The 20,825-nt window shown below is 37.2% G+C and carries 32 protein-coding genes and 3 pseudogenes; 34 read left to right on the plus strand and 1 reads right to left on the minus strand.

The features are described from left to right. The 18 genes and pseudogenes from EAI83_RS17400 to EAI83_RS00925 form a co-directional block, all read left to right on the plus strand. Positions 1 to 257, plus strand: a pseudogene (locus EAI83_RS17400) (hypothetical protein); the annotation flags it as partial. Positions 258 to 283: 26 nt separating this feature from the next. Beyond that, positions 284 to 754 (plus strand): hypothetical protein, encoded by a 471-nt coding sequence (locus tag EAI83_RS00850; RefSeq protein WP_015524970.1) that lies wholly within the window; start codon positions 284 to 286, stop codon positions 752 to 754. Positions 755 to 779: 25 nt separating this feature from the next. Then, positions 780 to 1,043, plus strand: a complete 264-nt coding sequence (locus EAI83_RS00855) for a hypothetical protein (protein ID WP_015524971.1) — start codon at positions 780 to 782, stop codon at positions 1,041 to 1,043. A gap of 391 nt (positions 1,044 to 1,434) precedes the next feature. Next, positions 1,435 to 1,830 (plus strand): hypothetical protein, encoded by a 396-nt coding sequence (locus tag EAI83_RS00860; protein WP_015524973.1) that lies wholly within the window; start codon positions 1,435 to 1,437, stop codon positions 1,828 to 1,830. Between the two features lie 9 nt (positions 1,831 to 1,839). Then, the gene (locus EAI83_RS00865; protein ID WP_059086885.1) at positions 1,840 to 2,211 is read left to right on the plus strand and encodes a hypothetical protein; all 372 of its coding nucleotides are present in this window, start codon (positions 1,840 to 1,842) and stop codon (positions 2,209 to 2,211) included. Between the two features lie 276 nt (positions 2,212 to 2,487). Then, entirely contained in the window at positions 2,488 to 2,652 is a 165-nt protein-coding gene (gene rd / locus EAI83_RS00870; RefSeq protein ID WP_015524975.1) for a rubredoxin, read from the plus strand. 76 nt (positions 2,653 to 2,728) lie between these two features. Continuing rightward, a complete protein-coding gene (locus EAI83_RS00875) occupies positions 2,729 to 3,163 on the plus strand; it encodes a bacteriohemerythrin (RefSeq protein ID WP_015524976.1) in 435 nt (144 codons plus the stop codon). 262 nt (positions 3,164 to 3,425) lie between these two features. Continuing rightward, positions 3,426 to 3,575 carry a hypothetical protein gene (locus tag EAI83_RS17130; RefSeq protein ID WP_015524977.1) on the plus strand — a complete coding sequence of 50 codons (150 nt, stop codon included), beginning with the start codon at positions 3,426 to 3,428 and terminating at the stop codon, positions 3,573 to 3,575. A 179-nt stretch (positions 3,576 to 3,754) separates the two neighbouring features. Then, the gene (locus tag EAI83_RS00880; protein WP_005421604.1) at positions 3,755 to 3,967 is read left to right on the plus strand and encodes a DUF6219 family protein; all 213 of its coding nucleotides are present in this window, start codon (positions 3,755 to 3,757) and stop codon (positions 3,965 to 3,967) included. Positions 3,968 to 3,970: 3 nt separating this feature from the next. Then, complete coding sequence (bcp, locus tag EAI83_RS00885) at positions 3,971 to 4,426, plus strand: thioredoxin-dependent thiol peroxidase (RefSeq protein WP_005421605.1); 456 nt, start codon at positions 3,971 to 3,973, stop codon at positions 4,424 to 4,426. Continuing rightward, entirely contained in the window at positions 4,426 to 5,172 is a 747-nt protein-coding gene (yaaA, locus tag EAI83_RS00890; RefSeq protein ID WP_005421606.1) for a peroxide stress protein YaaA, read from the plus strand. The genes bcp and yaaA overlap by 1 nt, the downstream gene beginning before the upstream one ends. Before the next feature lie 89 nt (positions 5,173 to 5,261). After that, positions 5,262 to 5,462: pseudogene (locus EAI83_RS00895) on the plus strand (rubrerythrin family protein); the annotation flags it as partial. A gap of 183 nt (positions 5,463 to 5,645) precedes the next feature. Further along, a complete protein-coding gene (locus EAI83_RS00900; protein ID WP_015524981.1) occupies positions 5,646 to 6,020 on the plus strand; it encodes a desulfoferrodoxin family protein in 375 nt (124 codons plus the stop codon). A gap of 94 nt (positions 6,021 to 6,114) precedes the next feature. Beyond that, complete coding sequence (locus EAI83_RS00905; protein ID WP_005339874.1) at positions 6,115 to 6,273, plus strand: rubredoxin; 159 nt, start codon at positions 6,115 to 6,117, stop codon at positions 6,271 to 6,273. A 154-nt stretch (positions 6,274 to 6,427) separates the two neighbouring features. Next, positions 6,428 to 7,174, plus strand: coding sequence for an SDR family NAD(P)-dependent oxidoreductase (locus tag EAI83_RS00910; protein WP_005421611.1), 747 nt, complete (start codon positions 6,428 to 6,430; stop codon positions 7,172 to 7,174). Between the two features lie 92 nt (positions 7,175 to 7,266). Further along, positions 7,267 to 7,572 (plus strand): thioredoxin, encoded by a 306-nt coding sequence (gene trxA / locus EAI83_RS00915; RefSeq protein ID WP_005421612.1) that lies wholly within the window; start codon positions 7,267 to 7,269, stop codon positions 7,570 to 7,572. A gap of 15 nt (positions 7,573 to 7,587) precedes the next feature. Further along, entirely contained in the window at positions 7,588 to 7,908 is a 321-nt protein-coding gene (locus EAI83_RS00920; protein WP_015524982.1) for a rhodanese-like domain-containing protein, read from the plus strand. Between the two features lies 1 nt (position 7,909). Further along, on the plus strand, positions 7,910 to 9,601 hold the full coding sequence (locus tag EAI83_RS00925; protein ID WP_092072197.1) for an FAD-dependent oxidoreductase: 1,692 nt from the start codon (positions 7,910 to 7,912) through the stop codon (positions 9,599 to 9,601). 111 nt (positions 9,602 to 9,712) lie between these two features. Here the strand turns inward: EAI83_RS00925 and EAI83_RS00930 are convergent, their stop codons facing one another. Next, entirely contained in the window at positions 9,713 to 10,372 is a 660-nt protein-coding gene (locus EAI83_RS00930) for a Crp/Fnr family transcriptional regulator (RefSeq protein ID WP_226844672.1), read from the minus strand. A gap of 134 nt (positions 10,373 to 10,506) precedes the next feature. Here EAI83_RS00930 and EAI83_RS00935 point away from each other — a divergent pair, with 134 nt between their 5' ends. The 16 genes and pseudogenes from EAI83_RS00935 to EAI83_RS17975 all read left to right on the plus strand — a co-directional run bounded on the left by EAI83_RS00935 (position 10,507) and on the right by EAI83_RS17975 (position 20,825). Continuing rightward, positions 10,507 to 11,427, plus strand: coding sequence for a hypothetical protein (locus tag EAI83_RS00935; RefSeq protein WP_015524986.1), 921 nt, complete (start codon positions 10,507 to 10,509; stop codon positions 11,425 to 11,427). A gap of 156 nt (positions 11,428 to 11,583) precedes the next feature. After that, positions 11,584 to 11,886: pseudogene (locus EAI83_RS17965) on the plus strand (4Fe-4S binding protein); the annotation flags it as partial. 98 nt (positions 11,887 to 11,984) lie between these two features. After that, complete coding sequence (locus EAI83_RS00950; RefSeq protein WP_015524988.1) at positions 11,985 to 12,758, plus strand: NifB/NifX family molybdenum-iron cluster-binding protein; 774 nt, start codon at positions 11,985 to 11,987, stop codon at positions 12,756 to 12,758. 333 nt (positions 12,759 to 13,091) lie between these two features. Next, the gene (locus tag EAI83_RS00955) at positions 13,092 to 13,415 is read left to right on the plus strand and encodes a thioredoxin family protein (RefSeq protein ID WP_015524989.1); all 324 of its coding nucleotides are present in this window, start codon (positions 13,092 to 13,094) and stop codon (positions 13,413 to 13,415) included. A gap of 15 nt (positions 13,416 to 13,430) precedes the next feature. Next, positions 13,431 to 14,354, plus strand: a complete 924-nt coding sequence (gene trxB, locus EAI83_RS00960; RefSeq protein ID WP_015524990.1) for a thioredoxin-disulfide reductase — start codon at positions 13,431 to 13,433, stop codon at positions 14,352 to 14,354. A 558-nt stretch (positions 14,355 to 14,912) separates the two neighbouring features. Next, positions 14,913 to 15,875: a S1 RNA-binding domain-containing protein gene (locus EAI83_RS00965; RefSeq protein ID WP_243113431.1), complete on the plus strand. Its 963-nt coding sequence runs from the start codon at positions 14,913 to 14,915 to the stop codon at positions 15,873 to 15,875. A gap of 91 nt (positions 15,876 to 15,966) precedes the next feature. After that, on the plus strand, positions 15,967 to 16,419 hold the full coding sequence (locus EAI83_RS00970) for a zinc-finger-containing protein (protein WP_055066318.1): 453 nt from the start codon (positions 15,967 to 15,969) through the stop codon (positions 16,417 to 16,419). A 173-nt stretch (positions 16,420 to 16,592) separates the two neighbouring features. Further along, the gene (locus EAI83_RS00975; RefSeq protein ID WP_173775444.1) at positions 16,593 to 16,997 is read left to right on the plus strand and encodes a hypothetical protein; all 405 of its coding nucleotides are present in this window, start codon (positions 16,593 to 16,595) and stop codon (positions 16,995 to 16,997) included. 315 nt (positions 16,998 to 17,312) lie between these two features. Further along, on the plus strand, positions 17,313 to 17,678 hold the full coding sequence (locus tag EAI83_RS00980; protein WP_243148916.1) for a DUF3784 domain-containing protein: 366 nt from the start codon (positions 17,313 to 17,315) through the stop codon (positions 17,676 to 17,678). Between the two features lie 100 nt (positions 17,679 to 17,778). Continuing rightward, on the plus strand, positions 17,779 to 17,982 hold the full coding sequence (locus EAI83_RS17970; protein ID WP_015524992.1) for a PF20097 family protein: 204 nt from the start codon (positions 17,779 to 17,781) through the stop codon (positions 17,980 to 17,982). A 143-nt stretch (positions 17,983 to 18,125) separates the two neighbouring features. Further along, on the plus strand, positions 18,126 to 18,356 hold the full coding sequence (locus EAI83_RS00985) for a hypothetical protein (protein ID WP_129974476.1): 231 nt from the start codon (positions 18,126 to 18,128) through the stop codon (positions 18,354 to 18,356). Continuing rightward, positions 18,344 to 18,676: a DUF1648 domain-containing protein gene (locus EAI83_RS00990; RefSeq protein ID WP_015524994.1), complete on the plus strand. Its 333-nt coding sequence runs from the start codon at positions 18,344 to 18,346 to the stop codon at positions 18,674 to 18,676. The genes EAI83_RS00985 and EAI83_RS00990 overlap by 13 nt, the downstream gene beginning before the upstream one ends. A gap of 221 nt (positions 18,677 to 18,897) precedes the next feature. After that, positions 18,898 to 19,278: a DUF4825 domain-containing protein gene (locus EAI83_RS00995; protein WP_092072171.1), complete on the plus strand. Its 381-nt coding sequence runs from the start codon at positions 18,898 to 18,900 to the stop codon at positions 19,276 to 19,278. Between the two features lie 80 nt (positions 19,279 to 19,358). Then, the gene (locus EAI83_RS01000) at positions 19,359 to 19,553 is read left to right on the plus strand and encodes a zinc ribbon domain-containing protein (protein ID WP_055056113.1); all 195 of its coding nucleotides are present in this window, start codon (positions 19,359 to 19,361) and stop codon (positions 19,551 to 19,553) included. A gap of 61 nt (positions 19,554 to 19,614) precedes the next feature. Beyond that, a complete protein-coding gene (locus EAI83_RS01005; RefSeq protein WP_015524997.1) occupies positions 19,615 to 20,094 on the plus strand; it encodes a hypothetical protein in 480 nt (159 codons plus the stop codon). 551 nt (positions 20,095 to 20,645) lie between these two features. Then, on the plus strand, positions 20,646 to 20,825 hold the full coding sequence (locus tag EAI83_RS17975; RefSeq protein WP_278960182.1) for an AraC family transcriptional regulator: 180 nt from the start codon (positions 20,646 to 20,648) through the stop codon (positions 20,823 to 20,825).

The following is a 20,825-nucleotide window of genomic DNA, read 5'->3' on the forward strand; positions in this document are numbered from 1 at the left end:
GGATAGCCTGTTTTAGCTTTGCCCTAAAGGGTAATCGAGCAGGAAGCCCCCACTTCAAAATCGTAAGATTTAAGTGGTGGGAGCATGTCACTTGCTTTGTGGAACAGATTGATATTTACAGGGAGGAATCGTATTTCAGATTCTTCAAGTACATAAGAGTTCACTTTTCGTTGTATTTTAAAGAAAGAGAGACATGGAAACTTTGGAACAACAGCGAAAGTATCTTTGAAAAAGATCAAGGGATTACAATAAAATGATATGTAAATGAAGAGTAAGGGGAAAAATGCTGATTACGGATATTATTAACATTTTGGGGAATGAGTTTAGTAGTATATATTGCGTAAATCGTCAAGATCAGTACATTCAGATTTATAGACATCTAAATGAAAACACAGAGTTAGATGAATTAATGAACGAGAAGAAAACATATGAAACCGTAATACAAAAGTATATAGAGACCAATGTATTTGAAGAAGACAGAAATAAAATGCTGGTTGCTACGGATTTTAATAATATATGCAAACAACTGCAACTGGTCTCACAGTTCACAATACATTACAGGATAAAAAATGGTAATGATATTTTGCGTTATCGTATGAAATGTGCAAGAATTGGAAATGCAGATACATTCGAAAAAATAGTGTTTGCGTTTGCAAGTGAGGATTCAGATATAAGATTAGATGAGTTAGGCATTATGAACTTGAGCAGCACCGGTGAGAAAAGAAAAAGCATCTTTTCTCTGCTTATTAAGTGATGATTGTGAGCTGGATCATCGGAGAATGGACAATGTTATTAATGAGTTTGTAGAGAATGCTCCGATTAAAGGAATAAAGATTAAATATGGTATTTACAAAAATATAGATAAGAATCTTTCAATAGCTACCATATATGATTATGCATCTATGGCGGCAGAAACAGTTATGGAAGATTATAATCATGACTATGCGTATTATACAGATGAACTGGCGCAGAAGAGACTTTATAACCAAATGATAGAAAACGATTTTACAGATGCTTTGAAAAATAAGGAGAGATTGGTATAGACGATATTATTTGGATTATTAATCGGCAGGGATAGTCACTTTCCCTTTATATTCCTGCAGGTTTTACATAAGAAGATGGATTTCGGTCAGCAAAGGCAGCTCCCACAATGCCTTTTGGATATCCGCTTCTGCAAGTTGTAGTAAGTAATTGCTTCCCATCAAAATCATGGGGAAAGCGAACTGGTCTGAAAGACCGCCAGTTAGTGTGATGATGATAAGGAGATTTTGAAACTGATGACAGACAGAGATTATGCAATTAAATCAGTGAAAGAAATTACCTTCCATATGGCAAGTCATGCACAGGATTAAGACATTATACTGATATTAAAGAACTGATGACAAGCTACCAGAAACTGATTTTAGAAAACCAGTTGTATTGGAAGAACTGGATATGGAGTGCCAGGAGAAAATCAATGAAGATATGGCATATGCATTGAGTTATTTGAGCATTTATAACAATCAGCTGAATGTGCCAAAGATGCACCGGGAAATGAATAACCTGATGATCATTTATGGCTTGTCTGATATGATCTATCGTGGAATGACACTGGTGAAGTTCTATGCACCGAATGGTGTGATGCTCAGTGAAATCCTTCATTCCTGTTTTTGCAGTCATTATAATAAGACAGATGTGGAAGTACAGCAGGAGCTAGGAATAGGCAGGACTTCTTTTTATAAAATGAAGAAGCAGGCACTTGGATATTTAGGATTTTATTTTTACGAGATCGTGGTACCGCAGGCAAAGGATAAAAGATTTAAACCGTCACTGGGTGTTGAGGAAGAGTAGGTGAGTAATATGAGATACGAAGATTCGATGAAAGGTGTAGCTGATCAAATAATCAAAGAACAGCAGCGAGCCAGTAAAATTAAAAACAATCCAGAAGAGTTCCATTGGCATGACGAATATGCAACGTTGAATTTCTTTCGGTTTATCTGCAAAAATATCGGTAACTTGAGAAATGGAGAAATTGAAAAAATGGTCACACGTTTAAAGTACATAGATCAGAAAGCAGTGGAAAACCATGTGAATGGTGCTGTTTGGGCATTTGATTATGATAAGATGTTCTGTGTATTGATGGAAAATGAAATTTGTCGAAAGGTGTGTGAAAAGAATAAATATAACAGTTGGATGAACCTGATGGGACAGTATTGTGTTTCAAGGACTTAAAGACGAAGAAAGTTGTTGGAGAGAAATAATTTCCAGCAACTCTGTCTTTAATGAATAGAGTTCATTTTTTTATTCAACTATTCCCATGATATATACAATATGTAAATGTGCAATTCAAATATCAGTTTATGCTAAGTGCAAAAATAATAATAATTACTATTATTGACAAAAGAATAATTATCATGTATAATACAGATATACAAGAAACAAAGTGTTAGAAAAATTGCTAGGAACTTGGTAACAAAAATAAATCGACATTGAAAATGGAAAATGACTATGAAAAAATATGAATGTGAACCATGTGGATATATTTATGATCCGGCAGTAGGAGATCCAGACGCCGGTATCGCTCCAGAAACTGCATTTGAGGATATTCCAGATGACTGGACATGCCCAATCTGCGGATTAGGAAAAGATGTTTTCGTTCCTGTAGAAGACTAAGCAGAAAATGCAGGTACGAAACTGCCAGACATTAAAAGAGCCTAAGAGAACATATAAAAGAAATGGAGGTCAAATTATGACTTACGATTTAAACATTACCTTTGATGACAATTTAGTAACAGGAAATAAAACAATCGATACACAGCACAAAGAATTGATTGACCGTATCCAGAACTTTGTAACTGCCTGTCAAAATGGCGACAGCAAAGTAAAAGCAATCAAAATGCTGGATTATCTGGATGAATATACTGACTTTCATTTCAAAGAAGAGGAAAAGCTTCAGGAAAAATCCGGTTATCCAGAGCGTGAAAAACATTATGAAAAACATGAAGAGTTTAAAAAGACAATTCAAGAACTGTATGAATACCTTCAGGAGTATGAAGGACCAACAGATCGGTTCAGTGAACTTGTACAGAAAAATGTAATCGACTGGCTGTTTGGACACATTAAAACATACGACCGCTCTGTGGCAAAATTTATCTTTATGAAACAAAATCCAGACCGATGCTAAAATAAACCAGGGAACGAGTTCACTCAGAATGTAGACAACGTGATGAAGTAAATTAGGGGCTGTCACAATGCAGCCCCTTTCCTGTTATAGCGATATTCTAGGTAATATATTGCGCTGGCATGACATATTATTTTACTACTACTATATGGGAAGAGCAAGCAGCTCTTCTTTTTTTTGTCCTTTTTATCCAATTTTAAGTTGTAAAGTCTCTTTTCATTCGACAAAATTCTCCACAGACAGAGGATATGCGACGAGCATTGATATGAACATCTATTTATGGAAAGAGGATATTGAAGACGGGGAATCGGTAATGACAGCCGAATATAGACCTGTAGAATACGGAAAGGACTATGATGTTGTCAATAATCCTGATAAATTTCAACTATATATAGATGGAAAAGAGATTAAATAGTAATCTCCTGAAAGCAAGCTTTTTGTCAATTATTTCAAAGAAAAATTAAAGGATAACAATACATAGTTTTGACAATGATATTTTGAAAAAATTTATAGGAATGCTCTATTATCAAATTGACATAGGAATATGGTAGCGTATAATTAGAATTGAATACACTGAAAAAATGGAGGAATTACATGAAAGCACATAAATATTGGTCAGTAGGAGCATTGATCACAATGCTTGGGACTTTTTACACTGGATATAAAAAGCAAAAATCAAGTCACAAATACTTTGCTTTAAGTTCTATGTTATGTATGGTAATGGCGATATATACAGGTCATAAAATGATTACCGGGAATAGGAAGAAAAAGGCGAATAAAGAGAAAGATACAGAAAGGGAGGGATAAATAATGTTGGAAGTAGGGGTTAAGGCACCGGATTTTGAGTTGCCAGATCAAAATGGGAAAATACATAGATTATCGGATTATACAGGAAAAAAAGTGATTTTATATTTCTATCCCAAGGATAATACAGCGGGATGCACGAAACAGGCATGTGGGTTTTCTGAGCGATACCCTCAGTTTACCGAAAAAGGAGCAGTTATTCTTGGAGTCAGTAAGGATTCTGTATCCTCTCATAAGAGATTTGAGGAAAAATATGGATTGACATTTACACTTTTAGCAGATCCAGAGCGGAAAGTTATTGAAGCATATGATGTATGGAAAGAAAAGAAAAATTATGGCAAAGTCTCTATGGGAGTAGTAAGAACCACATATCTTATTGATGAACAGGGGATTATTATAAAGGCAAATGATAAAGTCAAGGCTGCAGATGATCCTGAAAATATGCTCAAGGAATTAGATTAATGAAGATAATATTATCCCCTGCTAAAAAGATGATTACAGATACTGACAGCATAGCGCCGGATGGATTGCCTGAATTTATTGAAAAGACGACAGAGATACAAAGTTGGTTGAAAAGTAAGTCAAAAGAAGAACTGAAGACTATCTGGAAATGTAATGACAAAATTACAGAACAGAACTTCAATAGATTGGAAAACATGGATCTTTATCATTTACTTACCCCAGCTGTCTTATCATATGAAGGAATTGCTTTTCAATATATGGCTCCATCCGTGTTTGAGGACAGTCAATTCGAGTATGTACAAAATCATTTGAGAATAATATCTGCATTTTATGGTGTGCTAAAACCAAGGGATGGTGTGACACCTTATCGTTTGGAAATGCAGGCGAAGGTTGGAATAGGAGAAACAAAAAATCTGTATGAGTACTGGGGAGATTTATTATACCGCTCAGTGATTGATAACAGCAGGATTATAATCAATCTGGCATCGAAAGAATACTCTAAGTGCATAGAAAAATATCTGACACGACAGGATAGATACATTACGATTACATTTTGTGAGTTATCAGGAGATAAACTGGTGACAAAAGGTACATATGCTAAGATGGCCCGTGGTGAAATGGTTAGGTTCATGGCTGAAAACAGAATTGAAAATCCTGAGGATATTAAGAAATTTGATAGACTAGGCTATTCATTCCGCTCTGATTTATCATCAGATGCAGAATATGTTTTTGAACGGAAAAAATGATGATTGAATGATTATTTTAAATAAAAGGTAATCAGTAATATTGATTATTATAATAATAGTAATTATTACTATTATTTATTGACAATAAACAGATTGAGATGCACCACGAAGAGAGATATCGTGCACTTCTTAAGAATATTGAAACTGCACAGGTGTTTGAAAAGAGTGAAGTTAAGGTATGGGAATGCCGTAACTGTGGACATGTTGTGGTAGGAACAAAGGCACCTGAGATATGTCCAGTATGTAACCATCCACAGAGTTATTTCGAAATACGTGAAGAGAACTATTAAAGAGAAGGAGATTATTACAAAGAAGAAAGTGATTATTAAAAAAAGCAGTAATGATAGGCTGTGGCTTTGTTGGTTCTGCATCGGTTGGTAAAGAAGCATTAAAGTTTAAGAATCGACGGATGCTTTGAAGAAAGTTATAGAAACAATTGGATTTTAAATTTTAAACATAGGAAGATAAAAAAGATGGAAGTAAAATATTATGTATGCAATCATTGTGGAAACATTATTGAAATGTTAAAGGATCAAGGCGTACCAGTAATGTGTTGCGGAGAGGCTATGCATGAGTTAAAAGCTGGAGTGACAGATGCTGCTGTTGAGAAGCATGTACCTGTATATACAGTGGACAAACAGCATGTACATGTTGTGGTCGGTGAAATAAAACATCCAATGCTTGATAATCATTTCATTGAATGGATTACACTAAATACAAATCAGGGTATTTATAGAAAACAGCTAATTCCAGGACAGGAACCTATTGCGGATTTCTGCCTCTGTGATGGAGAATATGTAGAAGAAGTATACGCATACTGCAATCTTCATGGACTCTGGAAATGCTAAAAACACTTGACTTTCGTGCTAAGATTACAAAATAATTCAGATACAACAGTAATATATGCTGTGTATTAATATATTTATAAGGAGGAATAAACTAATGAAATATGTATGTGACGTTTGCGGATGGGAATATGATGAAGAGGAAGGTTATCCTGAAGGTGGTATTGCACCAGGAACAAAGTGGGAGGATGTTCCAGAAGATTTTGAATGCCCATTATGTAATGTTGGAAAAGATCAGTTTTCAGAAGTTGAATAGAAGCCTAATCTTGTGTTAAATACAGATGGATAAACCAAAACCCTGGTGCGTGAGCAACAGGGTTTTTTATTGCGATATTTTGTGATGATATCACAGAAAATAATCTACCTTTTGCTTATAATGTAGTTAGAAACTAAGTAAGGAGGTAGTCTAAATGAGATTAAAAGATAAAGTTGCAATCATTACGGGTGGAAGCCGTGGTATAGGATTTGCTACAGCTGATAAATTCTTGAAGGAAGGTGCTTCAGTTGTGTTGGCAGCAAGTTCACAGGAATCGGCAGATGTTGCTGTAGATAAATTAAAAGAAAAATATCCCAATGCAATAGTTGCTGGAATTAGTCCAAATCTGGCAAGCATGGAGTCTGTCAGAAAGGCTTTTAAAGAGGCAACTGAAAAATATGGATGTGTCGACATACTGGTAAATAATGCAGGGATTTCAGAAAACACCTCATTTATGGATTATACAGAGGAGACTTTTGATAAAGTCATGGATCTAAATGTAAAAGGAGTATTTAATACTACTCGTGTAGCAGCAGAATGTATGGTGGCAAGAGGCAAGGGGGTCATTCTCTCAACTTCTTCCATGGTGAGTATTTCGGGACAGCCAAGTGGGTTTGCTTATCCGGCATCGAAGTTTGCAGTAAACGGATTGACTGTATCATTAGCAAGAGAACTAGGACCTAAAGGTATTCGTGTTAATGCTGTTGCACCTGGGATTACAGAAACTGATATGATGAAGGCCGTGCCAAAGGAAGTTATCGAACCTATGATTGAAAGAATTCCATTGCGTCGTCTTGGACAGCCAGAAGATATTGCCAACGCGTTTGTGTTTCTTGCTTCAGATGAGGCGAGTTACATTACAGGTGTTATATTAAGTGTAGATGGTATGGCAAGAAGTTAAGTTAATGAGGTATGGTGATGTAATCACGGAAAATAAATGAAATTAAGACTATAATAAATCTACAAAAAGAGAAAGATAAGGAGGACTGTAAAATGTCTGCTATTAATATCAATAAAAATAATTTTCAGAACGAAGTACTGAATTCCGATAAACCCGTTCTTTTAGATTTTTGGGCATCTTGGTGTGCGCCTTGCCGTATGGTAGTACCTATTGTAGAGGAGATTGCAAGTGAGCGTAGAGATATTAAAGTTGGAAAGATTAATGTAGATGAAGAGCCTGAACTGGCAAATAAGTTCAGTATTATGAGCATTCCAACTTTAGTGGTTATGAAGAATGGGAAGATTGTACAGCAGGTTTCAGGGGCGAGACCTAAGAATGCGATTTTAGAAATGCTTTAGGGGGGGGGTGTGCTAATGGGATTTTTTGATCTCTTTAAACAGTCGAATATTAATCAAGGCATAGAAGAATATAAAAGGACTGATGATGCAGTTCTGCTGGATGTACGTACACCGCAGGAATATCAGGAAGGACATATACCAGAAAGTAAAAATGTGCCGTTGCAGCAACTTGACAATATTGCTTCTGTAGCGAAGAATAAGGATATCCCACTGTTTGTATACTGTTATTCCGGTTCACGAAGCCGCCAGGCAACTGGGATACTGCAACGAATGGGATATTCTAAAGTAAATAATATCGGTGGCATTGTAGCTTACTCAGGAAAGGTGGAAAAATAAGATGAAGGTAATAATTGTAGGAGGTGTAGCCGGAGGAGCTACAGCCGCAGCAAGAATACGCAGACTGAATGAACATGCTGAAATTACTGTGTTTGAAAGATCCGGATACATATCCTATGCAAATTGTGGACTTCCATATTATATTGGAGACGTGATCACAGACCCGGAAGAACTTACACTACAGACACCAGAGAGTTTTTTTAAACGCTTCCGTATTAACATGAAAATTCATCATGAAGTTATCTCCATACATCCGGAACGTAAAACGGTTTCAGTGAAAAATTTAGAGAATGGTGAGATATTTGAAGAAAAATATGATAAGCTGATCCTCTCTCCAGGTGCAAAGCCAACACAGCCGAGACTTCCCGGAGTAGGTATTGATAAACTTTTTACACTTCGTACTGTAGAAGACACTTTTCGGATAAAGGAATATATAAATAAGAATCATCCAAAATCGGCTGTATTGGCAGGTGGTGGTTTTATTGGTCTGGAACTGGCAGAAAATTTGAGGGAGCTTGGCATGGATGTTACGATTGTCCAGCGGCCTAAGCAGCTGATGAACCCTTTTGACCCGGATATGGCATCCATGATCCATAATGAAATGAGAAAACATGGGATAAAACTGGTACTGGGCTATACAGTAGAAGGATTTAAAGAAAAAGACACCGGAGTGGAGGTCCTGTTGAAAGATAATCCATCCCTTCAGGCTGATATGGTAGTTCTGGCAATCGGAGTCACACCAGACACAGTATTAGCAAAAGAAGCCGGTCTGGAACTTGGCATCAAGGAAAGTATTGTAGTGAATGACAGAATGGAAACCTCTGTACCGGATATTTATGCTGCAGGTGATGCAGTTCAGGTAAAACATTATGTTACGGGTAATGATGCGCTGATTTCTTTGGCAGGACCAGCCAATAAACAGGGCAGAATCATCGCTGATAATATTTGTGGCGGTGATAGTCGTTACCTGGGCAGTCAGGGAAGCTCCGTTATAAAAGTGTTTGATATGACAGCAGCCACTACAGGTATCAATGAAACCAATGCCAAAAAGTCAGGATTAGAGGTAGATACAGTAATTCTTTCTCCTATGAGTCATGCCGGTTACTATCCTGGTGGAAAAGTGATGACCATGAAGGTGGTTTTTGAAAAAGAGACCTATCGTTTGCTTGGTGCTCAGATTATTGGATATGAAGGAGTTGATAAACGTATTGATGTGCTGGCAACAGCAATTCATGCAGGGCTGAAGGCAACCCAGCTGAAGGATTTGGATCTCGCATATGCACCGCCTTATTCCTCTGCCAAGGATCCTGTAAATATGGCAGGATTCATGATAGACAATATAGCAAAAGGTACCTTAAAACAATGGCATCTGGAAGATATGGATAAGATTTCTAGAGATAAAAGTGTTGTGTTGCTGGATGTGAGAACTGTAGGTGAATTTAACAGGGGGCATATGGATGGATTCAAAAACATTCCTGTAGATGAACTAAGGGAACGTATCAATGAAATTGAGAAGGGAAAGCCCGTTTACCTGATATGCCAGAGTGGACTACGCAGTTATATTGCAAGCCGTATTTTGGAAGGAAATGGATATGAAACATACAACTTTTCAGGTGGATTCCGCTTTTATGATGCAGTGGCTAATGACCATGCACTGATTGAAAGATCATATGCATGTGGTATGGATTATTAGAAATAAATAAAATATTTTTATAGTTTGATTGTAGTATAAAAAGATCCCCCATTTATTAGAATGACTTTCATAATTCTGATAAATGGAGGATTCTTTAGAGAAAAAAACGTTTTATGATCTTTGTAGTGTTTCCAGTCTTTTCGAATCAAGGATTGCTATTTTGCCGCGAGAGAGTCTGACGAGTCCTTCGCCTTGAAAGTATCGAAGCATTCGAGTGATAACTTCCCTGTGGGAACCAAGATGGTTTGCGATAGTTTCGTGAGTGATTTTCAGTTCATTTGTTCCTTCAATGGATGTTTCTTCTAAAAGAAATGAAGCAACACGCTTATCCAAACTCTTCCACATAATCTGTTCAATCAGCCACATGACATCAGAAAAACGGGTAGCCATTAACTCATTGGTATAGTTTGCGACAGGAGCAGATTCTTTCATGATGCCCTTATAGATTTCAGCAGGGATGATCCAAAGATCCGTATCTTTTTCTGCTTCAATGGTTACTTCAAATTGAATAGACCGCATGATACATGAGGCGGATAAAAGACACATATCCATATCGAACAGACGGTAAAGTGTAATCTCCCGTCCTTCATCTGAAAGTATGTAAGTTCGAAGCTGCCCGGATTTAACCAGTAATAATCCAGTACAGTCCAGGTTTCCATTGTGAATGATCGTTCCTTTTTTTACATCCCGTGTGATTAAATTGTCTGAAATTAGTTTTTTCTGTGCTGTATTTAAGTCATTCCATAGTGGAAAATAATTTTCGAAGCTCATAGCAGTCATCTCCTTTACGAACATAGTATACTTGCTTTTTTAAGATGCGTCAATTAAATAATTGACATATGCCATAAATAAAAATATACTGACTATAGTACATGACGGTTGTAAATATGAGGGAGGGATAAATAATGCAGGGAGATGTCAGTTTTACATTTTTGGACCGAATTGAAGAAGTAGAACTGAATATTGTAGATGGACGATGGCAGTCTGCACTGGCATTGGCATTGACTTTGCCAGATATTTGTGGAGGTATTGCTTTCCCGGAAATTGTTAAACATTATCGAGATGGCCGGGTTATGCTGGATCGGCAAAAGAATCCGACCCGTGATGTGGGAACCCAGTATATTCGCTGGTTTGATGAATATGCAGGGGACTACTTTAAACTATCTCAATCTGGTGAAAAGCCATATATTTGCGGAGAACGCTGTTGGCAGCTTCGATGTGAATATCTTCATCAAAATAAAGGATTTTTGAATGATGAAAATAATATACGCTTTCATCTTGGACTAAACTGTGGAATGTCAGTTTGTCAGTTGGACAGTATGAACATACAGGAGAACGGAAACGATGTTCATATAGACATAGAACAGTTTTGTCTGAGGATGTGCAAGGCAGCAAAGAGTTATTATGATAAAGTTCATTTGGAAAAAGACTTTAGTCTCTATAATACACCAGTTTTGGATTTTGTTCAGGTAACACAAAAAAAGAAAGCTGCTTCTATTATTGCACTAGTCTGTGGCAGTGAACGTTATGCAAAAGGATTAAAAGAAACATTGCAGTTTATTTCAGATCAGATCATGCTGTTTTATACACCGGAAAGTGCTAAAACAAAATTAGGCAGACATAAGCCGGATCTTTGGATTGTTACCGAAGATATGACGAGCCAACCGAATCAGCCATGGCGTGCGGACAGGACAACACCTGTAATTTTAATCACAGGCAATCCTGATGCTGTTGAGATTAAAAAGAATTCAGGAAAACTAACTGTTCTTTCTATGCCATTATCAATAGTTGATTTGCGGAAAACCGTCGAAATATATGTGTCGTGAGGAGAAGTTTATGCTGTACATAATACTATTATTTGTATTTGTAGTTGTATATTTGATGATGCTTATGCGGAGACAGAAAGAAAAGATGAGTGAAATTAAAATACAAATAGATCAACTGCAAGCACAACATGATCGATTGCAGAAAGAAAGGGATCAGTTACAATGTTTGGGAATATGGTATTTCAGACATATTTAGTTGGTGCCGGAGCATCATCCTTACGTGAAGCCATCAAATTATTCTGGACCTTCCGTGTTCCGTGGGGATGGACATACACTGCCGGAACAGTAGCTGATTGGGTGGCACAGTTTAGTTTTGGATTTTATAGTTTGATGCTTACATCTTTGTTGTTAGGGTTGATTGTAATGGTGTTATATAAGCCACGAACCTGGTGTACATTTTGTCCAATGGGAACAATGACGCAGGGTATCTGTAAATTAAAAAATAATGAAAAGAAGTAATACTATAAGGTGATTCATAAAAGGCATATGTCAAAAACGTTATTGACATATGTCTTTTATAGGGCTATTATATAAGAAAAGCGAGAAAGGAGCAGTTTATGCCGAGACCAGTAAAATGCAGAAAAGTCTGCCATTTCCCCAATGTTTTAGAATTTCTTCCGGCAGATGATACGGAGAAAAAAACACCCATTGTTCTGACGGTAGATGAGTACGAGACAATCCGTCTTTTGGACAAGAAAGGTTATAGTCAGGAGCAGTGTGCAGTATCTATGCAGATCGCAAGAACGACGGTCCAGCGGATTTACGAGATTGCCCGGAAGAAAATAGCAGATGCACTTATTGACGGACATCCGCTCAGAATTGAGGGCGGGGATTTCAGAATCTGTGACGGTCAGAGCGGCAACTGCAGCTTTGGAGGATGTTACAAACAGGAAATTTACAAAAAATATGCAGCAGAAAAAGGAGAAGGTATTATGAGAATAGCAGTAACATATGAAAATGGACAGATTTTCCAGCACTTTGGACACACAGAGACATTTAAGATTTACGATGTAGAGGAAGGAAAAGTAGTACATTCAGAAATAGTAGATACGAATGGAAGCGGACATGGCGCATTGGCAGGAGTTCTTAATGCATTGAATGCAGATGTTTTGATTTGTGGCGGAATCGGAGGCGGCGCACAGACAGCGTTAGCGGCAGCAGGCATCAAGCTTTTCGGAGGAGTTTCCGGAGATGCAGATGAAGCAGTAGAAGCTTTTATCAATGAAACACTTGAGTATAATCCGGATGTGAAATGTTCTCACCATGAGCACAACCACGGGGAAGGACATACATGTGGTGAGCATGGATGTGGAAGCCACAGCTGCCATTAAGAAGAATAGCAAAAAATAATAGTACGAAAGGATGTGCCAAGGTAATGTAGAAGTTACCGCAGTACATCCTTTTGTGTTATGTGATTCTCATATTGATTATTTCTTACTTGCCGAAAATAATGAATTGAACGTATAATACTCCCATCTTTTTGTAACTGTCAAAGATGAGAGTATACTTAATTTATTGAGAAGAGTCAATTATATAACTGACATATGCTGTAAATAGAAGTAAAAAAGCGTAATAAAGTAAATCAACTTTTCTGTGATATCATCACGGAAGCAAGCACTTATTTGGGGTATATTAAGTTCAAATAGGAGAAGGAGTTGAAAAATATGACATCTATAAATATAAATAAAGAAAAGTTTGGACAATTAATTCATAAGGAAAAACCGGTTTTGGTTGATTTCTGGGCACCGTGGTGTGGTTATTGCCGTAGAATTGGAGCAGCTTATGAAAAAATAAGTGAAGAATACAGCGATATTCTTGTTGCTGGAAAAGTAAATATTGATGAAGAACCGCAGATTGCAGAAGCTGAAAAGATTGAGGTGATTCCTACGCTGGTTTTATATCGAAATGGAAAGGCAATAGATTCTATTGTTGCACCTGAATCAAAAATAATGATAGAGAATTTTATTAATGAAGCATTGGAAAAATAAAAGGAGGACTGCTGTATGAATGAAAATCATGTTTACGATATGATTATCGTAGGGGGAGGACCTGGAGGGTATACTTCAGCATTATACGCAGCCAGAGCAGGACTTGATACAATTGTTATAGAAAAATTATCTGCAGGTGGTCAGATGTCATTGACCTGGCAGATTGATAACTATCCTGGTTTTGAAAATGGAATTGACGGATTTTCATTGGCAGAGAAAATGCAAAAACAGGCGGAAAAATTTGATGCTAAAAGTGAATATGCTGAAGTTTATAATATGGATTTAACAGGAAAGCTTAAGAGAGTAGAAACTAGTTCGGGAATTTATATTGGGAAAACAGTAGTGATTGCTACTGGAGCAAATCCAAGAGAACTTGGCCTTGCTAAAGAAAAAGAATTGATAGGTCATGGGGTTGCTTATTGTGCCTCCTGTGATGGTATGTTTTATAAAGATAAGATCGTGGTGGTTGTTGGTGGTGGAAATTCTGCTGTATCAGATGCTGTTCTTTTAAGTCGAATTGCTAAGAAAGTCATCATTGTTCATCGAAGAGATACATTACGTGCAACGAAAATCTACCATGACCAGCTGATGAAAACTGAAAATATAGAGTTTCGATGGAACAATACAGTAAATGAACTGATTTATGGAGAACGATTGACTGGTGTGCGGTTGAAAGATACAGTTACAGGAGAAGAAAACATTATAGAATGTGACGGCCTGTTTGTGAGTATAGGAAGAAAACCGACAACAGATTTTTTAGATAATCAGATAGAACTGGATAATAAAGGATATATTGTGGCAGGTGAAAACACTGAAACGAGTATTCCGGGTGTTTATGCTGTAGGAGATGTCAGAACAAAGTTACTTCGTCAGATAGTAACAGCAGTGGCAGATGGTGCTATGGCAGTACATATGGCAGAAGAGTATGTGGAGAAATAACAATCAGAATTTAATTGTTTAAGAAATTGTTCTTTGGTTAATGGCATTTTTATGTATCCTCTAGTTTTACTAAAATTCAATATGTATTATGTATATAAATAACAGATAATCAGGTATTATCCTTCAGCTATTTGAAAAAATATATATCTACTGCAACTGTTCCGTAATATCTATAGTTTAAAAATGTACAAGAAGGTCGGTTGTCTTATTGGGGACGATTAAGAGGAAGAAATAAACACTATATAATGAAACAATTACATATGAGATGGAATTTTCTATAAGGACACAGGAATCTGGCAGTTCTTAGTGTTACCAAATCCTTCTGTCGTACAGGCTTCATAAAAGGAACTAATATGCGACACTATTGCAATCGAGGTAATATTGACATAGAATTCCATGTATTATAGAATGGTATCTGTAAAAAGAAGGCATGAAGAAAGCAGCTTTAAACGGGCTGTTTTTTTTGTGTCTTCTTTTGTCTTTCCTGAGTACCGGAGGAAAAGGAGTTTTCTGGATGGAGCAGAGAAGACAAAAATAAATAAGAACAGGAGGAAGTATATGGAGGATACCAGAAAAACAGTTTTGGCGGGAAACGGGGAAAAAGATGTTCCGCGTGCGGTCTACGATGGTGTTTTGACAATCGATGTAGACGCGCAGGTTGAAAGCATGGAGGAACAGGAAGAAGCCAGATGGCATCAGCTTTTGAATGCACATCGTACCAGAAAGATCCTGACGGGCCAGCTTAGGGGCATTGAAAAACTGGAGAGTGGATGGATGGTTGCTGTTACATACTTTAATGGTTTCCGGATCATTATCCCAATGAATGAAATGACGATCAACCTTCAGGGAGACGGGCGTGAAAACGCGGATACCTTAAACCGTCAGGTCCGTATTGCTAACAACATGCTCGGCTGTGATATTGATTTCATCATCAAAGATCTGGATAACAAGAGCCGGAGCGTTGTAGCATCCAGAAAAGATGCAATGCTTAAAAAGAGACAGACTTTTTACCTTGGGGAAGATACAGAAAAACCAATGCTCTATGAAGGCAGGATCGTAGAAGCAAGGGTGATCGCGGTAGCTCCCAAAGCAGTCCGCCTGGAAGTCTTTGGTGTAGAAGTATCTGTCCGGGCCAGAGACATGGCCTGGGAGTGGATGGTAGATGCCGGAGAAAAATTCCAGGTAGGTGATCTGGTGCTGGTCATGGTCAATAAGGTGGAAGCAAGCTCTGTTGACCAGATCATTATAGAAGTGGATGCAAAGAGTCCGACAGCCAATATCAATAAAGATAACCTCCGGAAATGCCATAAACAGGGAAAATATACAGGGATCATTACGGAAGTCTATAAGGGAACCTATTTTATCCGCCTTGATATCGGAGTCAATGCCGTGGCACATTCCTGCAATATGTCCGCACTTCCGGGAAAGAAAGATAAGATCGGATTTGTGGTGACCCGCATCAACGACAACTATGAAGTGGCAGAAGGCATTATCACAAGGCTTATCAAAAGAGCTTCCTGAAAATGTTTTTATGATTTTCAAAGAATTCTGTTGACACAGAAAAAGGGATTTCTTTAACATCGGAGATAAAGATGGAAAGGAGTGACGTCAGATGGCAAAAAAGAAGAAAAAACAGATGCGGGAAACCTTGTACTGTCCATATTGCAAAAGACCCGGGGTACTTAGGCCGGCAGCCTATGTCTATGGGGATAACAACCTGGATCCGGAGAAATACCTGTATGTATGCAGCGGCTATCCTTCCTGTGATTCATACATTGGGGCACACAAAAAAAGTATGCGTCCCATGGGAACCATGGCTGACAGCAATCTGCGTAATAAGCGGATCGAAGCACACAGAGCTTTGGATGCAATCTGGAAAAATGGTTATATGACCAAACACAGCACATATATCTGGCTTCAGAACCGTTTGAATCTCCGGGAAAAGGACACACATATCGGGAAATTTTCTTATTACCTGTGTGAACAGACCATCCGGGAATGTACAGACTATATAAAAAGCCGAGAGGAAAAAAAGAAATCCCCGGATAAAATAAGCGTGGCATGACGGAAAGGATGGATGCCCTTGAGACTACAGGCGACAGAAGATGATATATATCATCTGATGGACCTTAAAGAACAGTATTTTATTATGACAGCAATATGCAGTGTGGCAGAGGGAATCAGCGCATACTTTTTCATGCAGCGTTCGGGACGGATTGCTTAAAAACATCGTTTCAGATGCGATACTCTATCATTAACCTGCCAAACATCAATCTGGGGCAGTTACAGATAATTCTCGCAGCAGTGGGCTTACTTTCTGTATTAGCAACGGTTAGCTGTACGTTGTTCCTGTCTGCAAAATGTAAAGACACATTGACAGTTTTGCTGATCTCTATTGTAGTTCTTCTCATGCCGCTTTTTGCTTATGTGGCGATGGGAGCAACATGGCTCTCTACCATACTTCCATCTGCCGGAATTGATTTGAAGAACATTTTCCTTTCTCAGCTTGCAGATTTCAATTATCTGAATATCGGTGGAATGAGTTTCTGGACACCGCAGATTATTTTGCTTTCGGCAGGAATTGAATTATTTGTGTTTATATTCTTGGCAATTCATTCCTATTGCAGACATCAGGTAGCATAAAAGAAGTTCAAAATAGAATGAATTGGTTATCTGCCGCATGACGGTAAAAGAAAAAAAGCCGCCGTTTCTTTGTGGCAACACAGACCTATGATGAATTTTCCGGAAATATTGTAGCTAATAGCATTGTTTATGCGTTGGAAATATCTGAAAAATTGATGATAGTAGAAATATAATATTAAAATAAAAAATAATATAAAAAATTGTTTTACTATAGAGAAATATATAGTATAATACAACCATAAGAAGTGATAAAAAAATAACAAGTTGACCTAGCCAAACATAATAAGTTTTACTGTTGTGTTTGGCTTTTTTTATTTGATAGCCAGAGCGGGAAGTGAGGTGTCTGCAATGATAATCTGTGTTATCTTTGATTTGGGAATGGCAGTGATTATGTTTTTATTCGGAATCTGCTTTGTAAAATCAAATGGAAAGGCCGCTGCATTTTTGTCTGGCTATAATATGAAATCTAAGGAAGAACGAAAACAGTATGATGAAAAAGAAATGTGCAGAGTATATGGAAATCGGATGATGTGGATGGCACTGCCATTTGTAGTCGGTGCAGCCATAGATTTATTATACAGTGGAATCGGGTGTTTTGCAGCGTGTGTAATATGGACCTTTCAATTTGTTTTATTGATGAAAGAACGTATGAAACGAGAAAAAATAGAAAAGAACATTTAGGCAAAAATTATATGCGAAAGAAGATATACAAGCTATCCAGGAACAGGATAATACTCGGTAACAAGAGGAACTTTAACTACTTAAAGGAGATGACGTGAATATGAGATGTCCATATTGTGAAGGAAAAATGCGCAAGGGTCAGTTGCATGCGGTTGGTGCAGGGGCAGGACTGGAGTGGAAAGAAGGCTCTGAGAGTTTGCGGTTAAATACGGATCCAGAGTTGGCAGCAAGGATATCTGGAGACCGCATAGCTGCCTATAATTGTGATTTCTGCAGAAAGATTATTGTTTCTTACGAATATTGAGATTTTCAATTCTTTAAATTGTAATGACCGTAACGGGAAAGGATAAAATAGAGATAATAGAAAAAGATCCAGAGGGCGAGGAAGGCCGGATAAAAGTTAATTTAAGTTTCCTACAAATGTGTCATTATTTGCAGATTGTTGAGTTGATCGTGGAATTAGGCCCAGAGGAACAGGAAGACTGGACATTTGGCTCTCTCGTATATGAGGAAGAAAAGTATTCTATTGGAATTCCTACGGTTTTGTATAAGGAACTTCTGCCAATAGCAGAAGGTAAGGAAGAAAATTTACTGGAAAAACTTCTTGAAAAAATTTCTTCTAAGGAAACATATTTACTAGATATCGTTCCAGATGAGGCACTGTTATGGATGGTATAAGCAGCAGGAAATTAACATGGGGAATTTGCATCGCTGGCATTGCGATTGCAATAATAAGCTTCTTTTTCTTACCGGAGATTATTCCCGTTCACTTTGCTGGGAATGGAGTCGCAGATGACTTTGGCAATAAGATAGAAATTTTTTTAATGCCGATACTCCTTCTGACTGTTACAATCTTGAGTGGTATAAAAAGTATAAAGTATGTTCTGATGCATTCGAAGACTTGGCTAACAGTTGGTCAATATAACCTGATGATTGATTGTGTTTTAGGAATTATATTGATCGCAGAAATTTTTATGATTTATGCTTCGTTTGTTTAAATGACTACTTGAGTAGCGAAAACAAGGACTAAAAAGGGAACGCGCAAAATATCGTAAAAAACAGTAGAACCTGTATAAAATGATGAAAGAGGAGCATTGTTACTGTAAATATCAGCCTTTGCGGTCAGAAGACTTGCTTATAAATAAAGAAGCAAATATATGGCAGTTTCTGGTTCATTGGGCAGGCTGTTTTATATCAAAGTGTGAAGAGGAGCTGGTTCATGATGAAAAAAGTAATTCCAATTATTTTATTTACGGTATCAGCAATATTGCTTTCTGCATGTGGCAGAAAAGAAGAACTGTACGAGATTCCTAACCTGTCACAGTACAAGACAGATTATGTAGGAGATTCTTCGAATGTTATAAATATTGTAAGTGGGCAAGAGTATCAGGAAGGATATTCTTATGATAGCATACAGATACAGTCTGAAACGAAGCCTTATGGATTAACAGTATTTCTAAAAGTTGAGCCGTCTGCAGTTAAGATTGAAGATGAATTGCAAGTTAATGCGGATATGACATTTGATTTGATTGGTAATTTGGAAACGCTTGATTATAAAATAGCGGATAGTAAGGAAATCATTGCATCGTATGAACGGTAGATCATTCAGTGGTTAATATTTTGTCTGCTATTATATAGTAAGAAAAATAGGAAAGCGAAACATATATTTGGAGGACAGCAATGAGAAAATGTGAAAAGTGTGGAACAGTCATGAGAGCGGATTTAAGACTTAAAGTTAATGGCGGTGGCTATGGGATCGTTGTAGATGTAGATGAAAAACAAAAAACGACAACTATAGATGATGTTAAAGTTGCAGTCTGTCCAGAGTGTGGACATACAGAAATGTATTTAGAGGATTTAACTAAATTGAAGTAAAATTAGATATGATTGAAACAGGATAAAAAATTTTGATGGAATGCTTGTGGAGAAAATAAATATGAAAAAACTTAACTATACAGAAGATTTATTGAGAGTTATCTTCTTTTGGATAGGAATATTCTTTCTTGTTTCCGGTGTCTTAAGTTTTCTTGGGATATTAAAACCAGCAGTAAACTCAGGCATTCAGAATCCAGACATGTTGGGAACAGTGTTTTCTATAGCGGGAGTGCTTTTGTGTATAATAAGTGCTGCTCTTGGAATTTATACTGCAAAACTTGATAAATTACATTTACAATTAATCGAAAATGGTACAAAAGTGAAGGGCTTGGTAGAAAAAGTATATTTGCAAAAATACACAAGATATAGAAGACAGATTCCATACAGGATTTTATATAGTTTTACATATCATGATAAAGTGTATTATCACAAAAGCCGTTTGATATGGGAAAAGCCGGATCTTAAGAAAGGCGACTTGATTACCGTATATGTAAATAATCTTGGTAAATCAACAGTTTATAATTGCAATGAAGCGGTCTGATATCTAGCCTCTATATTTCGGAAAAATACTGCACGATCTGTGATTTACAGAAGAGCAGCTTCAAAGAATGCTGAGGATGAAAAATGCAAATCCATCAGATGTATGAAAATTCAGAGATTATTAATTGGACAAATTGAAAGCTGAAAGGAAAACGGCCTATCCGTTTTCAGCATTGGCGGATCCGTCTGCTAATAAGTGGTTTACAAATCAAAAAACTTGGTAAGAGTATTTTCATAATTCTGTTCAATTTTGTCTATGTTTTCGAGAATCCTGTTCATGTACAAATGCAACTAAATTAGAGTATAATAAGGGAAACCATTGAAACTGGGTTTCCGTATTGGACATTCCTGTGATGGCAGGAATGTCCTTTACATATAGCGGTAAATTCTGAAGTAGTTGGCATAGAAGTTCATGAGGTAGTTGACGTATGCTTTAAATCTTTTCATTTCGTTTTCCTCCTTTCTTTATCTTACAAGCACATTATAATATCAGAAGACGTATATTACTTGCCAAATGGGAAGAAAAAGTAGACAAAACTTGCAGGAGATTAATTGGAATGTACTGATAAGAGCATCACAGACATTTGCCTGGATGCAGGATTTGAAAGCCAAAGGACATTTAACCGGGTATCTCGTGAAAGATATAAAGTAATGTCAAGGGAATATCAGAATCTTTATCGTGAACAATATTTAAGTCAGACCCAGGATGAAATATCTGGAATGGAGAAATAG

This window comes from Blautia sp. aa_0143, assembly GCF_004167315.1.
In the GTDB taxonomy this organism is placed as follows: domain Bacteria; phylum Bacillota; class Clostridia; order Lachnospirales; family Lachnospiraceae; genus Blautia_A; species Blautia_A fusiformis.

Coding starts and splice junctions, on each gene's coding strand:
- EAI83_RS00850 (WP_015524970.1), top strand. CDS start 284: ATGCTGATTACGGATATTATTAACATTTTGGGGAATGAGTTTAGTAGT.
- EAI83_RS00855 (WP_015524971.1), top strand. CDS start 780: ATGGACAATGTTATTAATGAGTTTGTAGAGAATGCTCCGATTAAAGGA.
- EAI83_RS00860 (WP_015524973.1), top strand. CDS start 1,435: ATGGAGTGCCAGGAGAAAATCAATGAAGATATGGCATATGCATTGAGT.
- EAI83_RS00865 (WP_059086885.1), top strand. CDS start 1,840: ATGAGATACGAAGATTCGATGAAAGGTGTAGCTGATCAAATAATCAAA.
- rd (WP_015524975.1), top strand. CDS start 2,488: ATGAAAAAATATGAATGTGAACCATGTGGATATATTTATGATCCGGCA.
- EAI83_RS00875 (WP_015524976.1), top strand. CDS start 2,729: ATGACTTACGATTTAAACATTACCTTTGATGACAATTTAGTAACAGGA.
- EAI83_RS17130 (WP_015524977.1), top strand. CDS start 3,426: ATGAACATCTATTTATGGAAAGAGGATATTGAAGACGGGGAATCGGTA.
- EAI83_RS00880 (WP_005421604.1), top strand. CDS start 3,755: ATGAAAGCACATAAATATTGGTCAGTAGGAGCATTGATCACAATGCTT.
- bcp (WP_005421605.1), top strand. CDS start 3,971: ATGTTGGAAGTAGGGGTTAAGGCACCGGATTTTGAGTTGCCAGATCAA.
- yaaA (WP_005421606.1), top strand. CDS start 4,426: ATGAAGATAATATTATCCCCTGCTAAAAAGATGATTACAGATACTGAC.
- EAI83_RS00900 (WP_015524981.1), top strand. CDS start 5,646: ATGGAAGTAAAATATTATGTATGCAATCATTGTGGAAACATTATTGAA.
- EAI83_RS00905 (WP_005339874.1), top strand. CDS start 6,115: ATGAAATATGTATGTGACGTTTGCGGATGGGAATATGATGAAGAGGAA.
- EAI83_RS00910 (WP_005421611.1), top strand. CDS start 6,428: ATGAGATTAAAAGATAAAGTTGCAATCATTACGGGTGGAAGCCGTGGT.
- trxA (WP_005421612.1), top strand. CDS start 7,267: ATGTCTGCTATTAATATCAATAAAAATAATTTTCAGAACGAAGTACTG.
- EAI83_RS00920 (WP_015524982.1), top strand. CDS start 7,588: ATGGGATTTTTTGATCTCTTTAAACAGTCGAATATTAATCAAGGCATA.
- EAI83_RS00925 (WP_092072197.1), top strand. CDS start 7,910: ATGAAGGTAATAATTGTAGGAGGTGTAGCCGGAGGAGCTACAGCCGCA.
- EAI83_RS00930 (WP_226844672.1), bottom strand. CDS start 10,372: ATGAGCTTCGAAAATTATTTTCCACTATGGAATGACTTAAATACAGCA.
- EAI83_RS00935 (WP_015524986.1), top strand. CDS start 10,507: ATGCAGGGAGATGTCAGTTTTACATTTTTGGACCGAATTGAAGAAGTA.
- EAI83_RS00950 (WP_015524988.1), top strand. CDS start 11,985: ATGCCGAGACCAGTAAAATGCAGAAAAGTCTGCCATTTCCCCAATGTT.
- EAI83_RS00955 (WP_015524989.1), top strand. CDS start 13,092: ATGACATCTATAAATATAAATAAAGAAAAGTTTGGACAATTAATTCAT.
- trxB (WP_015524990.1), top strand. CDS start 13,431: ATGAATGAAAATCATGTTTACGATATGATTATCGTAGGGGGAGGACCT.
- EAI83_RS00965 (WP_243113431.1), top strand. CDS start 14,913: ATGGAGGATACCAGAAAAACAGTTTTGGCGGGAAACGGGGAAAAAGAT.
- EAI83_RS00970 (WP_055066318.1), top strand. CDS start 15,967: ATGGCAAAAAAGAAGAAAAAACAGATGCGGGAAACCTTGTACTGTCCA.
- EAI83_RS00975 (WP_173775444.1), top strand. CDS start 16,593: ATGCGATACTCTATCATTAACCTGCCAAACATCAATCTGGGGCAGTTA.
- EAI83_RS17970 (WP_015524992.1), top strand. CDS start 17,779: ATGAGATGTCCATATTGTGAAGGAAAAATGCGCAAGGGTCAGTTGCAT.
- EAI83_RS00990 (WP_015524994.1), top strand. CDS start 18,344: ATGGATGGTATAAGCAGCAGGAAATTAACATGGGGAATTTGCATCGCT.
- EAI83_RS00995 (WP_092072171.1), top strand. CDS start 18,898: ATGATGAAAAAAGTAATTCCAATTATTTTATTTACGGTATCAGCAATA.
- EAI83_RS01000 (WP_055056113.1), top strand. CDS start 19,359: ATGAGAAAATGTGAAAAGTGTGGAACAGTCATGAGAGCGGATTTAAGA.
- EAI83_RS01005 (WP_015524997.1), top strand. CDS start 19,615: ATGAAAAAACTTAACTATACAGAAGATTTATTGAGAGTTATCTTCTTT.